The 13,082-nt window shown below is 65.6% G+C and carries 11 protein-coding genes; 3 read left to right on the top strand and 8 right to left on the bottom strand.

The genetic code is table 11. The features are described from left to right. Window positions 1–12: 12 nt before the first annotated feature. From NX784_RS19815 to NX784_RS19790, 6 genes are all read right to left on the bottom strand, one after another. Entirely contained in the window at window positions 13–762 is a 750-nt protein-coding gene (locus tag NX784_RS19815) for an electron transfer flavoprotein subunit beta/FixA family protein (protein ID WP_258818417.1), read from the bottom strand. A gap of 210 nt (window positions 763–972) precedes the next feature. After that, window positions 973–1,200 carry a sulfurtransferase TusA family protein gene (locus tag NX784_RS19810; RefSeq protein WP_258818499.1) on the bottom strand — a complete coding sequence of 76 codons (228 nt, stop codon included), beginning with the start codon at window positions 1,198–1,200 and terminating at the stop codon, window positions 973–975. A 345-nt stretch (window positions 1,201–1,545) separates the two neighbouring features. Beyond that, window positions 1,546–4,161 carry an alanine--tRNA ligase gene (alaS, locus tag NX784_RS19805; RefSeq protein ID WP_258818416.1) on the bottom strand — a complete coding sequence of 872 codons (2,616 nt, stop codon included), beginning with the start codon at window positions 4,159–4,161 and terminating at the stop codon, window positions 1,546–1,548. Between the two features lie 82 nt (window positions 4,162–4,243). After that, window positions 4,244–5,902, bottom strand: a complete 1,659-nt coding sequence (locus tag NX784_RS19800) for a flagellinolysin (RefSeq protein ID WP_258818415.1) — start codon at window positions 5,900–5,902, stop codon at window positions 4,244–4,246. A gap of 70 nt (window positions 5,903–5,972) precedes the next feature. Further along, window positions 5,973–6,725 carry a glycerophosphodiester phosphodiesterase gene (ugpQ, locus tag NX784_RS19795; protein ID WP_258818414.1) on the bottom strand — a complete coding sequence of 251 codons (753 nt, stop codon included), beginning with the start codon at window positions 6,723–6,725 and terminating at the stop codon, window positions 5,973–5,975. A 22-nt stretch (window positions 6,726–6,747) separates the two neighbouring features. Beyond that, window positions 6,748–7,095 (bottom strand): DUF1294 domain-containing protein, encoded by a 348-nt coding sequence (locus NX784_RS19790; RefSeq protein ID WP_258818413.1) that lies wholly within the window; start codon window positions 7,093–7,095, stop codon window positions 6,748–6,750. Window positions 7,096–7,245: 150 nt separating this feature from the next. Here NX784_RS19790 and NX784_RS19785 point away from each other — a divergent pair, with 150 nt between their 5' ends. Further along, the gene (locus tag NX784_RS19785; protein WP_258818412.1) at window positions 7,246–7,782 is read left to right on the top strand and encodes a hypothetical protein; all 537 of its coding nucleotides are present in this window, start codon (window positions 7,246–7,248) and stop codon (window positions 7,780–7,782) included. 32 nt (window positions 7,783–7,814) lie between these two features. Next, entirely contained in the window at window positions 7,815–8,246 is a 432-nt protein-coding gene (locus NX784_RS19780; RefSeq protein ID WP_258818411.1) for a DUF3597 domain-containing protein, read from the top strand. Here the strand turns inward: NX784_RS19780 and NX784_RS19775 are convergent. Continuing rightward, window positions 8,243–9,292, bottom strand: a complete 1,050-nt coding sequence (locus NX784_RS19775) for a serine endopeptidase (protein WP_258818410.1) — start codon at window positions 9,290–9,292, stop codon at window positions 8,243–8,245. The two genes, NX784_RS19780 and NX784_RS19775, sit on opposite strands and share 4 nt — an antisense overlap. Before the next feature lie 124 nt (window positions 9,293–9,416). Continuing rightward, on the bottom strand, window positions 9,417–10,439 hold the full coding sequence (gene trpS, locus NX784_RS19770) for a tryptophan--tRNA ligase (RefSeq protein ID WP_258818409.1): 1,023 nt from the start codon (window positions 10,437–10,439) through the stop codon (window positions 9,417–9,419). Window positions 10,440–10,736: 297 nt separating this feature from the next. On the opposite strand from trpS, the gene NX784_RS19765 reads away from it, so the two are divergent. Further along, window positions 10,737–12,998 carry a family 1 glycosylhydrolase gene (locus tag NX784_RS19765; protein ID WP_258818408.1) on the top strand — a complete coding sequence of 754 codons (2,262 nt, stop codon included), beginning with the start codon at window positions 10,737–10,739 and terminating at the stop codon, window positions 12,996–12,998. The last annotated feature ends 84 nt before the right edge of the window (window positions 12,999–13,082 follow it).

Raw genomic sequence — 13,082 nt, 5'->3', positions numbered from 1 at the left:
GAAATTCCTTAATTAGATGACTTTAGCTTCGGTGCGCAGCTTCGCAACCAGGGTCGCCACGTCGGGCACTTTGACGCCGGCCGAACGCTTGGCCGGCTCGGCGACCTTGACGGTCTTCAGGCGCGGCGTGACGTCGACACCGAGGTCTTCCGGCTTGACGGTCGTCAGCGGTTTTTTCTTCGCCTTCATGATGTTCGGCAAGGTGACGTAGCGCGGCTCGTTCAGGCGCAGGTCGGTGGTGACGATGGCCGGCAAGGTCAGTTGCACGGTTTCCAGGCCGCCGTCCACTTCGCGGGTCACGGTGACCTTGCCGTCTTCCAGCACGACCTTCGATGCGAACGTCGCTTGCGGCCAGCCCAGCAGCGCGGCCAGCATCTGACCGGTCTGGTTCGAATCGTCGTCGATCGCCTGCTTGCCCAGGATGATCAATTGCGGCTGCTCTTCCACGGCCAGCGCTTTCAGCACCTTGGCGACGCCCAGCGGCTCGATCTCGGCAGCGGTCTCCACCAGCACGCCGCGGTCGGCGCCGATCGCCATCGCGGTGCGCAGGGTTTCCTGGGCCTGGGCCACGCCGCAGGTCACGGCAACGATCTCGGTGACCTTGCCGGCTTCCTTCAGGCGCGTGGCTTCTTCCACCGCGATCTCGTCGAACGGGTTCATCGACATTTTGACGTTGGCGATATCGACGCCACTGCCGTCGGACTTGACGCGGACCTTGACGTTGTAGTCGACCACGCGTTTGACGGGTACCAGGACTTTCATATTGGGCCTTTGGAAAATGGGGTGAAGACTAAAGACTAAAAATGATCCGAATTATAAAAGCAAATGTCGTTCAGGTCAGAATTAAAGCACGATCGTGCGTTTTTCGGCTAGAGGAAATACCCTAATCGTGATGTGTTGTGCGTGTTGGGGTTTCCTGAAGAACAGGCTATGGGGTTGCCCGGCGAACCGGGCCATCGGTGGAAAGCGGTGTTACTTGCGGCGGAGCCAGAACGTGAATTCGCCGTTGGTGTGGGTATGTGCCAGCAAGGCGTTGCCGGTCTGCTTGGCAAATGCCTGGAAATCGCGTACCGAACCGGTGTCGGTGGCGACGATGCGCAGTACCTCCCCGCTCGCCAGTTCGGCAAGCGCCTTCTTGGCCTTAAGAATCGGCAAGGGGCAGTTCAAGCCACGCGCATCCAGGTCCTTCTGGACCTCGATGGTGCCGGTGTCGATCATGGTTTCGCTCATCGATTGCCTGCTGGTTGGTAGGGCACGTGACCCCATAGTACTCCAATTACCCCATTATGACGCGCCGCACCAAAATTTGGTATCGGTGTTGCGATGTAACAACGGCAATAACTTGACAGGCGGACAGAGATGCGCGACGCATGACCGAAAGAAAGGGATGACCCGTGGATCGCTTGTCAGCGGGCCCTGGACTTGATGCGCCATGCGTTCAACATGACCTACCGTTGACCCTGCTCAAACTTCGCTCGATTCGTGCTCTTGTTGAATGCGTGGGCGGAAAATCCGCCCACGCTACCGTGACGCAGGCGGCGCTCGTTACGCGGACACGCGCTCGCCAACCCAGCCAGCGACGCCAGCCAGTGCCTGCGGCAGTGCGGCAGGATCCGTACCGCCGGCCTGCGCCATGTCCGGACGGCCGCCGCCCTTGCCGCCCACCTGCTTGGCGACGAAGTTGACGAGATCGCCCGCCTTGACCTTGCCGGTGGCATCGGCCGTGACGCCGGCAATCAGGCTGACCTTGCCGTCCGCCACCGACGCCAGCACGATGGCCGCCGTCTTGAGCTTGTCCTTCAGCTTGTCCATCGTTTCGCGGAGGCTCCCCACGTCGGCGCCTTCCATCGTGGCGGCCAGCACCTTGATGCCGTTCACGTCGATGGCCTGCGTCACCAGCTCGTCGCCCTGCCCCGCGGCCAGCTTCGACTTCAGCGCGGCGATTTCCTTCTCGAGCGACTTGACCTGGTCCTGCACTTGCGAGATACGCGACGGCAGCTCGTCCGGGCTCGTCTTCAGCGCGCCTGCCGCTTCGTTCAGCTTGCGGTTGATCGACTGCACGAGCGCCAGCGCGCCCTCGCCCGTCACGGCTTCCACGCGGCGGATGCCGGCGGCCACGCCCGACTCGGACACGATCTTGAACAGGCCGATGTCGCCCGTGCGGGTGACGTGCACGCCGCCGCACAGCTCTTTTGACGAGCCGATGTCCAGCACGCGCACCGTGTCGCCGTATTTCTCGCCGAACAGGGCCATGGCGCCATGCTTGATCGCGTCGTCCATCGACATGTGGTGCGCCTGCGTCGCGTGGTTCTGCAGGATCTCGGCGTTGACGATCTGCTCGACTTTCGCGATTTCCTCGGCCGTCAGCGGCGCGTTGTGGCTGAAGTCGAAGCGCGTCTTGTCCGGGTCGACCAGCGAGCCCTTCTGCTGCACGTGGCCGCCCAGCACTTCGCGCAGCGCCTTGTGCATCAGGTGCGTGGCCGAGTGATTGCGGATGGTGCGGGCGCGTTTGACTTCATCGACTTGCGCGTCGACCATGTCGCCCACTTTCAGCGAGCCCGACTGCAGCACGCCATGGTGGCCGAACACCTCGGCCTGGATCTTCAGCGTGTCTTCCACTTCGAACACGCCGCCGGCCGATTTCAGCAGGCCCTTGTCGCCCACCTGGCCGCCGGATTCGGCGTAGAACGGGGTCGTGTCCAGCACGACGATGCCGTCCTGGCCGGCCTTCAGCTCCTGCACCGGAGCGCCGCCCGCGTACAGCGCGAGCACGCGGCTGTTGTGCGCGAGGGCGTCGTAGCCGACGAACGTCGTCTTCTCGCCCGAGTACTCGACGTTGGCGGCCATCTTGAACTTGCCGGCGGCGCGGGCGGTTTTCTTCTGCTGCTCCATGGCGGCAGCGAAACCTTCCTCGTCAAGCTTGACGCCGCGCTCGCGGCAGATGTCCGCGGTCAGGTCCAGCGGGAAGCCGTACGTGTCGTACAGGGTGAACGCGGTGGCGCCGTCCAGGTTCTTCGGATCCTTCGCGAGCTGCGCTTCCAGGATCTTCATGCCGTGCTCGAGGGTTTCGCCGAAGCGCTCTTCCTCGGCCTTCAAGGTCTGCATGACGCGCTGTTTCGCCTCGTGCAGTTCCGGATACGCGGCGCCCATTTCGATGTCCAGGTCGTCGACGAGCTTGTAGAAGAACGGCTTCGTCTGCCCCAATTTGTGGCCGTGGCGCAGCGCGCGGCGGATGATGCGGCGCAAGACGTAGCCGTGGCCTTCGCTGCTCGGGATGATGCCGTCGACGATCATGAAGCTCGCCGCGCGGATATGGTCGGCGATCACTTTCAGCGAATTGTTCGCGAGGTCCGTCGCGCCCGTCTCGCGGGCGGCGGCGCGGATCAGATTCTGGAACAGGTCGATCTCGTAGTTCGAGTGCACATGCTGCAGCACGGCGGCCAGGCGCTCGAGGCCCATGCCGGTGTCGATCGACGGCTTCGGCAGCGGGGTCAGCACGCCGGCTTCATCGCGGTTGAACTGCATGAACACGAGGTTCCAGATCTCGATGAAGCGGTCGCCGTCTTCTTCCGGCGAGCCCGGAGGACCACCCCAGATTTCCGGACCGTGGTCGTAGAAGATTTCCGTGCACGGACCGCACGGGCCCGTGTCGGCCATCTGCCAGAAGTTGTCGGATGCGTAGCGCGCGCCCTTGTTGTCGCCGATGCGGATGATGCGCTCCGTCGGCACGCCGATTTCGTTGGCCCAGATGCCGTAGGCTTCGTCGTCTTCGAAGTAGACGGTGATCGTCAGCTTTTCCGCCGGCAGGTTATAGACCTTGGTCAGCAGCTCCCAGGCAAAGTGGATGGCGTCGCGCTTGAAATAGTCGCCGAAGCTGAAGTTGCCCAGCATTTCGAAGAACGTGTGGTGACGCGCCGTGTAGCCGACGTTCTCCAGGTCGTTGTGCTTGCCGCCGGCGCGCACGCAGCGCTGCACGGTGGTGGCGCGCTTGTACGGACGCGTATCCAGGCCCAGGAACACGTCCTTGAACTGCACCATGCCGCTGTTGGTCAACAACATCGTCGGGTCGTTGCCCGGCACGAGCGGGCTGGAGCGGACGATCGTGTGGCCTTTGGACTCAAAGAACTTGAGAAACTTTTCGCGAATTTCGGTGGATTTCATGTCGTAGGGGCGGATTTAGGCAGCTTGCTATATAAAGAAAATCGATTATAGCGTGCTATCGGCGGTAAACGGCAATGCTGATTCAGCGCAGCAGCGCGAGCACCGCCCGCGGCTCCCCGTTGGCCTGGCTCAGCATGGCCGATGCCGCCTGCTGCAGGATCTGGGCGCGCGTCAGCCGGACCGCGGTCCCGGCATAGTCGGCGTCCTCGATGCGGCTGCGCGCCGCTTCCAGGCTCATCGACGTGGTCTGGTTGGTGTTAGCCGCCGCGTCCATGCGGTTGCTGTAGGCGCCCACCTGCACGCGCTGCGCGGTGACGGACGCGAGCGCGTCGTCGATGCGCATCAGCGCCACCGCGGGGTTATGCAGGTCCAGGTCGGCGAGGCCCAGCGCGCTCGCGTTCATGGCCCCGAACTCCATGTCGACGAGGTCGCCGGCGCCCGCCCCGACCTGGATCTGCACCCGACGCTTGGGTGGCTCCGCGTCACCGATGTCCGGATAGTCGACCTTGAAGTTTCGCAGCGGCTGGGCCGGCGTGCCGGCGCCGGATGGGGGAACGACGCTGCGCGCGTCGCGCGACGGTCCGCCGTCCGCGTCGAGGCCGCCGATCGCGCCCGTGTCGGCGTTCGTCAGGTTCATGTTCCCGATGAAGCTGGCGCCATCGGCCGCGAAATCCGCCATGAAATCGGCGGTGTTCTGGTACTTCCCGCCCGTGACCGCGTTCAGCGCCGTATCCAGATTGGCGGCCTGGTGGGCATGCAGGTACGTCATCAGACCCTTCATGCCGCCATCGACGCCCATCGCCTTCAGCCGGCTGTGCAGGTAGCGCGATGCGACGTAGCCGCCTTCGTAGCTGAAGCCGCCGCCCGTGATCGTGTCGACGATGCCCTGCGCCGTCTGGCCGCCCGCGAGCGCACCCGCCACGCGCTCGTCCGCGCCATGGATCAGCTCGGCGGTGCCTTCGATGAACCATTGCGGAAAACTGAAACTGGTCGAACGCAGCATGATCGCGTGCACCATCTCGTGTGCGACGACGCGGTCGTCGAAGACGGGGCCGGCACCGCCGTCCGGCGTGCTGATATTGCTGAAATCGGCCATGTCGACGTTCAGCGTGATGGCGCTGCCCGGCGCCGTCGACCCCGTGACGGATGCGAGCACGCCGCTCTGGCCGTCCGTCGTGTCGAGGTTGATCTTCAACGTCACGCCGTCGCCCTGCAGGCCGTAGTACTGCTGGACCATGTCTTCGGCGGCGCTGAGCCAGCCGGCCCTGAGACTGCCCAGCACGGCACGCTTTTTCTCGTCCACGTTACCGCTCCGGGACTCTTGCGAAAAGATGGCCTGGTGATTGAACGACGCGCCATTGCCGGTCAACGTGATCTGGGACAGGATCTGGTTCGCTTCGTCCTGCAGCGTATCGCGGTCGCTGGCCGTGTACGACCCGTTGCCGGACGCCACCGCCAGTTCACGCAGGCGCTGCAGGCCGTCGTTGATGTTCGACAACGCGCTGTCCGCCACCTGCAGCATCGACGTCGTGTCGTTGATACTGCGCATGGCCTCGCGCATCCCCGTCACCTGCGACTTCATGCGACTTGTGATGGCCTGGCCGGCCGGATCGTCCGCGGCGCTCGCGATGCTGACGCCCGAACTGAGGCGCGAGACGAGGCGCGTCACCTCGTTCGTGTGCTCCGCCAGCTGGCGCTGGGCGTTCAGGGACAGAAAATTATTGTTGATCGAAAGTGACATAAGGCCGTAACCGGGAGCCGAATGTCATTAACGACAAGACATTACAATTCTTGAGACAAAATTTTGTCTTTTAGGAAAAATCAGGCCCGATGAGGTCGATCCGGTCCGTGCACAATCCGTCCACGCCCCAGCCGAACAACTCGCGTGCGCGGGCAGGCTCGTTGACGGTGTAGCAGAACAGCCCGAGGCCGGCGGCTTTCACCTGCGCCGCGGCGGCCGCTGTCAGCCGCTTGTGGTCGGTATGGATGGCGACGGCGTCCAGTGCGCGTGCGCGTGCTTCCCAGTCGGGTGGGATCGAGGACGTCAGCCAGGCGCGCGGCACGGCCGGCGCGGCGTCCCTTGCCGCTGCCAGCGCTTCCTCGCTGAACGACGACAGCAACGGTGCCCGCTCCACCCTGCCCTCGGCCAGCTCGTCGGCGAACATCGCCGCCGCCAGCCGGGCGACAACGGTGCCCGTCTGCGCGTCGTGACCGGGCACGGGCTTGATCTCGATGTTCATCCACACGCCGTGCGCCTTGCAGTACTGCGCGAATTCCACGAACAGCGGCACCGGTTCGCCCGCGTAGTCCGGCCCGAACCAGGCGCCGGCGTCGCGCGCGGCCAGGTCGAGCGCATCGAGGTCGGCCACCGATCCCCTGCCGGCCACCGTGCGGCCCAACTTGGGGTCGTGCAGGACGACGGGCACGCCGTCGCGCGCCAGCATGACGTCGAATTCGATGGCGCGGAATCCGGCTTCCATGCCGCGCCGCACGCCGGCCAGCGTGTTTTCCGGCGCCAGCGTGCCGCCGCCGCGGTGCGCCAGGATCCTGGGATAAGGCCACATGGTGACTCCTCGTGAACGGTGATCAGGCCGCGGCGGGCGCGAGCGCACGGGCCAGCCAGCACAGGCCGGCGAGATTGACGCCGACCGTGAGCCAGAACCAGTGCCGGAATGGCCTCTTGACGGTCTTGTGGCGCAGCCATTGCTGCGCCAGCAAAGCGCCCGGCCAGCCACCGGCGAGCCCCAGCAGCAGCAAGTGACGCTCGGGCGTGCGCCGGTCGCCACGCCGCGCTGCCGCCTTGTCGAACGCGTACAGCGCGAAACATCCGACGCTGGCCAGCGTGTACGCGCACCCCACGGCCGACGGCAGGCCCAACGCCAGCGCGGCGTAGGCATACAGAGCAAGGAACAGCAGCAAAGGCAGGTAGACCATGGCGCCAGCTTACGCGCCGGCGCAGTGAGTGTCCACTTGGCAATTGCGGGAGGCCAGACTTCCCCGCTATCCCGGTCCGTTAGTGAACGTACGGAGCGATTCCGCGCGAAGGCCTACGCTTGCCCTCCGACGTCAACGCGGGAGAACATCATGAGTTTTAATTTGGGCAATTTGGGCAATCTGGGTAACGTGTTGCAGCAATACCTGGGCGGGGCGAATCCGAACGTCAACCCGGCACAGGCCGAGAACGATTTCGACCAGGTGACACAGAGCGTACCACGCGCCACCGTCGCGCAAGGGGTGACGCAGGCACTGCGCTCGGAGCAGACGCCGCCGTTCGCGCAGATGGTCAGTCATTTGTTCAGCAACGGCAATCCCGACCAGCGCGCCGGCATGCTGAACCAGCTGCTGGCCAATATCGGCCCGTCCGTCTTGTCGTCCGTGGCCGGAGGCGCGCTCGGCAACCTGATGGGCGCCGACCAGGCCCGCGTGACGCCGGAACAGGCGAACCAGGTGTCGTCGGACCAGGTGCAGGAACTGGCCGCCAAGGCCGAGCAGCAGAACCCGGGCGTCGTCGAACGCATGGGCGACTTCTATGCCGAACACCCGACCCTCGTCAAGGCCATCGGCGGCGCCGCGCTGGCGATCGCGCTCGGCCACATGGCGCAGGGCATGCAGCGCCATTGAGCGCTTCCGTCAATCATCGAGAAGGAATCGACATGGGTATCCTGAGCAATATCTTCCACAAGATCTTCCCGTCCTCGCAAGGGGCCGCGCAAAACAGCAGCCAGGCGGCGCCGGGCGCCCAGCAACGGGCGCCGCAACCGACGCCGGCGCCCGCCTCGCAGCCCGCGCAGCAGCCGCAAGCCGCGCCTGCGGCCGCGCCGATGCAGCGGGTCGACGTGGAAGCCGTGCTGAACGGCATGCAGCAGCAATCCGGCCAACAACTGAACTGGCGCACGTCGATCGTCGACCTGCTGAAGCTGCTCGGCCTCGATTCCAGCCTGCAGGCGCGCAAGGAACTGGCGGCCGAACTGCATTACACGGGCGATACCAATGACTCGGCCAGCATGAACATCTGGCTGCACCGCCAGGTCATGAACAAGCTCGCTGAAAACGGCGGCAAGGTGCCGGCCGACCTGAAGGACTAGTCCGCCAGGCTGACGTTGGCCCGCGTCCCGCACGAGAAGCAATAGCGCGTGAACGCGTTCTTGCGCGTGTTGCACGCGGGGCAGCGGTCGAACAGGCCGATGCCGCAGTGCGGGCAATGGGCCAGCTGCTCGTCCTTGTAGTTCGTGGCGCGCTCGCACGACGGGCACACGCCCTTCCCGATACGCTCCATCACGACGTCGTAGCGCATCGTCGTGCGGCGTTGCGCGTCGGGCAGCGCTTCCGCCTCCTTCTGGCGCGCCAGCCACGCGTGCAGCCAGCGGATCGCGTAGCGGCCCACGACCACTGTCACGGCGATGCCCACGCCGTAGCGCACATAGCCGCCGTAGCTGGGGAGGTACGGCACCAGCTCGACGAAGAACGCGAACAGCGCGAAGAAGATGAAACCCCACGTGAACGGCCAGTACGTGCCACTGCGCTTGTACTTGAACAGCGCGCCCGCCACGAGCAACAGCGGCAACGTGACGGCCAAGCGGATCAGGAATACCTTGCGCGCGGCCCGCCGTTCGGCCTCGAATTCGGCCTGGCGCGCCGGCTGCAGCAGCGCCTCGTACGCGGCGTCGGCCTTTTCCTGCGCCTGCTTCGCATCGAGCGCGACCTGTTCCTGTACTTCGACCGCCGCGAGCGCCGTGCGTTCCGCCGCGACGAGCTTGTCGAGCTCGCGGTTGCGCGCGATCAGCTCTTCGTCCTGGTCCGGCCGCGCCGTCGCGTGCCGCGTCGCGATCCAGTTGTCGAATGCATCGCGTGCACTCTTCGTGTTGGCCTGCGCCACGCGGTGCTTCTGCTGCGCCTGTTCGAGGGCGGTCTCGGCCTCCGCGCTGGCCTTCTGCGCCTCGCGCGATGCGGCCTGCAGAGGCCCCGCCTTGGCCGGATCGAGGAAGTGCTCCGCAGCCGGCACCGGCGCGAGATAGATGATGTTGTCGACGACCTGGTTGCCCAGGCCGATCAGGAATCCGGCAAACACGAACGCGACGAGCCACAACGCCCGGCGCATCCATTGTTCGGTCCAACGCAAGCCCTTGCCCATGAACGGCTCCTCCATCGATGGCGAAAGCGGCAGCTTGCCATCAATACACGAGCCGGGCCAGAAGAAATCGCAAGGCGGGTGCCTTGCGCTACCTCACGTCGCGTAGCTTGCTACCCGATGCGGATCAGAAGTACGACAGACCGAGTGCCTTGCGCACTTCGTCCGTCGTGCGCGCCGCCACGTCGCGTGCCTTCATCGTGCCGTCCTTGAGAATCTGCATGACTTGTCCCTTGTCCTTGGCCAATTCCTCGCGGCGGGCGCGGATCGGGGCGAGCATGTCCTGCAGGATGCCTTCCAGGCGCTTCTTGACGACGGAGTCGCCCAGGCCGCCGCGCACGTAATGCGCCTTCATCTCGGCCAGGCCCGCCTTGTCGGTGTCGAACGCGTCCAGGTACAGGAACGCGACGTTGCCTTCCAGGTGGCCGGGGTCCGACACCTTCAGGTGCAGCGGGTCCGTGTAGACCATCTTGACCGCGGCGCGGATCTCGTCTGCGGACGCGCCGAGGTTGATCGTGTTGCCCAGCGACTTGCTCATCTTGGCCTTGCCGTCGATGCCCGGCAGGCGCCCCACTTCCGGCACGATGGCCTTGCACTCGACGAGGATGTCGCGGCCAGCGTTGCGGTTGAACTTGCGCACGATTTCGTTGCACTGCTCGATCATCGGGATCTGGTCTTCGCCGACCGGGACGATGGTCGCCTTGAACGCGCTGATGTCGGCGGCCTGACTCGCGGGGTACGTGAGGAAGCCGGCGGGGATGTCGCGCTCGAAGCCGCGCATGATGATTTCCTGCTTGACGGTCGGGTTGCGCTCGAGGCGGGCGACGGTCACGAGGTTCAGGTAGTAGAACGTCAGCTCGGCCAGTTCCGGAATCTGCGACTGGATCAGGATCGTCGACTTGGCCGGGTCGATCCCTACGGCAAGGTAATCGAGCGCCACCTCGATCACGTTCCGGTGTACCTTACCAATATCATCCATATTGTCCGTGAGCGCCTGGGCGTCCGCGAGCATGATGAACTGGCGATATTCGTCCTGGTAAGTGACGCGATTGCGCAGGCTGCCGACGAAATGGCCGAGGTGGAGCGGCCCGGTGGGGCGGTCGCCGGTCAGGATGATGGGCGTGGTAGCGGTAGGGGTTTGCAGACTCATCGAGTTTTCCTTGGGTGTTTAACCGCCCTTGCCTCGATCCTGCCGCGCCAACAAAAACGCCACCTTGGAATCGAGGCGGCGTTCGGAGTACCAATCCAGTCACTGGCCGCGCGCAATCAGCGGCGCCACCAGGTGAGAACAGGATGTGGATACGAAAAATTCATGGATGGCATGGTTGCAGGTTGACGCGCCGCTGTCAACCGCCACCGCTCGAAAGCCAAACGCTTCCCCGACTTTTTTGCCAGTTCGGAGCCATGCTGGATTTTTTGTTGTCATAAAACTAACTTGTGGTGATTTATGAATTCTACGAAGAGCACGAACAGCCACGCCCGCCCCCTGGAGTTATGGGGCGGCCTCGAATGCACCGTCAACCGCGTCCGCGACGACTATTACCACCAGCTCGACCGTAACGGCCACGCCAACAGGCTGGACGACATCGACCGCTTCGCCTCCCTTGGCATCCGCGCCATCCGCTACCCCGTGCTGTGGGAACGCACGGCACCGGACGGCATCGCCTCCGCCGACTGGACCTGGGCCGACGCCCGTCTGAACGCGTTGCGCGCGCACGGCATCACGCCGATCGCCGGGCTGATCCACCACGGCAGCGGCCCGCGCCACACGAGCCTCGTCGACCCCGCATTCGCCGGCCAGCTGGCCGAATACGCCGGCGCCGTCGCCGCGCGCTATCCGTGGATCGAGTACTACACCCCTGTCAACGAACCCTGCACGACGGCACGTTTCGCCGGCCTGTACGGCGTGTGGTACCCGCACGGCCGCGACGACCGCACGTTCGTGCAAGCCCTGCTGAATCAGTGCCGCGCCGTCGTGCTCGCGATGCGCGCGATCCGCGCCGTCAATCCGAATGCGAAACTCGTGCAAACGGACGACCTCGGCAAGACGTACAGCACGCCGGAGATGGCCACGGTGGCCGAGTTCTACAACGAGCGTCGCTGGCTCGCGTGGGACCTGTTGTGCGGCATGGTCGGCCCGGACCACCCGCTGTGGACATACCTGACGAAGACCGGCATCGCGGCGGAAGAATTCCTGTGGTTCCGCGACAATCCGTGCCCGCCGGACGTCATCGGCGTCAATTACTACGTCACGAGCGAGCGCTGGCTCGATCACCGCCCCGACCGCTATCCGCCGCACCACCGCGGCATGGCCGACGGCATCCCGTGCGCCGACATCGAGGCGTCGCGCGCGCTCGCGACGCCGACGGCCGGCATCGCCCCGCTGCTGCACGAAATCTGGGACCGGTACCACATCCCGCTCGCCGTCACGGAAGCCCACATCGACGCGAACCGCGAAGACCAGCTGCGCTGGCTGCTGGAAATCTGGGAGGCGGCGAAGGAAGTGCGCAAGGCCGGTGTCGACCTGCGCGCCGTCACCGTGTGGTCGCTGCTCGGCTCGTTCGACTGGAACAGCCTCGTCACGCAGAACCGCGGCTATTACGAGCCGGGCCCGTTCGACGTGCGCGCGCCCGAACCGCGCGCGACCGCGGTCGCGCGCATGATGCGCGAGCTGTCGGCCGGCACGCCGCTGTCGCACCCCGTGCTGCGCGGCCAGGGCTGGTGGCGCCGGCCGGGCCGCTGGCTGTGCCAGCCGGTCGCCACGCCGGATGCGCTGACGTCCATCACCGCGGACGGCCACACGCTCGTCGGCAAGGACCCTGCACCCATCCTCATCACCGGTGCGACCGGTACCTTGGGCCGCGCGTTCGCCCGCATCTGCCGCAAGCGCAACCTCGCCTTCCGCCTGCTGTCGCGCCAGGACATGGACATCACGGACCCGGCGTCCGTCGACCGCGCGCTGGACAAATATCGACCGTGGGCCGTCGTCAACACGGCCGGCTACGTGCGCGTCGACGATGCCGAGCGCGATGCCGAGCGTTGCTTCCGCGAGAACGCGATCGGCCCCGCCATCCTCGCGGCCGCGTGCGCGCGCCACGGCGTGCACCTGACGACGTTTTCCAGCGACCTCGTGTTCGACGGCGCCCTCGACCGGCCTTACGTCGAGAGCGACACGGTCGCCCCGCTCAACGTCTATGGCCGCAGCAAGGCGGAGGCCGAGCTGCGCGTGCAGGATAAACATCCGGGCGCCCTCGTCGTGCGCACGAGCGCGTTCTTCGGTCCGTGGGACAAGTACAACTTCGTCACCCTCGCGCTGCAGGCGCTCGAACGGGGCGAGCCGTTCCGCGCCGCGCGCGACATGGCCGTGTCGCCGACGTACGTGCCCGACCTCGTGCACGCCTGCCTCGACCTCGCGATCGACGGCGAGTGCGGCGTCCGGCACCTCGCAAACGTCGGCACCTTGACGTGGGCGGAACTGGCGGAGCGCGCGGCCGCGCAGGCGGGCGTGGACGCGAGCCGGCTCGAAGCGATTCCCGGGGACGCCTGCGGCTTCACGGCGGCCCGGCCCCGCTGCACGGGGCTGCACAGCGAACGGGGCATCCTGCTGCCGGGGCTGGATCATGCGCTCGCCCGCTACCTGGAGCTGCGCAACGAGGTCGACCAGGAGATGGAGGAGTTGATTCTCATGGCGGAGAGCCGGCAGGCGTAATGTCGGCACATGGTGGGCACGGGTGCCCACCCTACGACCATATTGATGCCGTAGGGTGGGCTCCCCGAGCCCACCAAACGCATG

Source organism: Massilia pinisoli (assembly GCF_024753285.1).
In the GTDB taxonomy this organism is placed as follows: Bacteria; Pseudomonadota; Gammaproteobacteria; order Burkholderiales; family Burkholderiaceae_D; genus Telluria; species Telluria pinisoli.
This window is presented reverse-complemented; position numbering and strand designations above follow the sequence as displayed.